Source organism: Pauljensenia sp. UMB6358 (assembly GCF_030216865.1).
GTDB classification, from domain to species: domain Bacteria; phylum Actinomycetota; class Actinomycetes; order Actinomycetales; family Actinomycetaceae; genus Pauljensenia; species Pauljensenia turicensis_A.
Genome location: NZ_JASOMS010000287.1, coordinates 1 through 235, shown reverse-complemented (window position 1 = coordinate 235; position 235 = coordinate 1). Strand labels below are relative to the sequence as shown.

The window sequence follows — 235 nt, the reverse complement described above, 5'->3', positions numbered from 1 at the left end:
GGATAGGGGTTCCCCCGTGCACCTGCTTTATAACGGCAGGCCTCGCATCCGCGTTTAAGTACCCCGAACAGGCAGGAGGGGCACCATCAGCAATAAAGCTAAGCTCCTTACTCCACGGGGCCTGCCCGCCCGTCAGATCACCATTTAGAACCAGGTTGCCACTCTCAGCAGAAATAATCCTACTGGCATACATTTCATTGCTGAATGCCTGATCCGCCACAAGCTTCTTAATTAC

Annotated in this window: 1 protein-coding gene; it reads right to left on the bottom strand. The window is 53.2% G+C overall.

All coding sequences use genetic code 11. The features are described 5' to 3' along the window. The coding region (locus tag QP381_RS09480; protein WP_285068797.1) for a hypothetical protein at window positions 1-235 on the bottom strand (235 nt) is incomplete at both ends.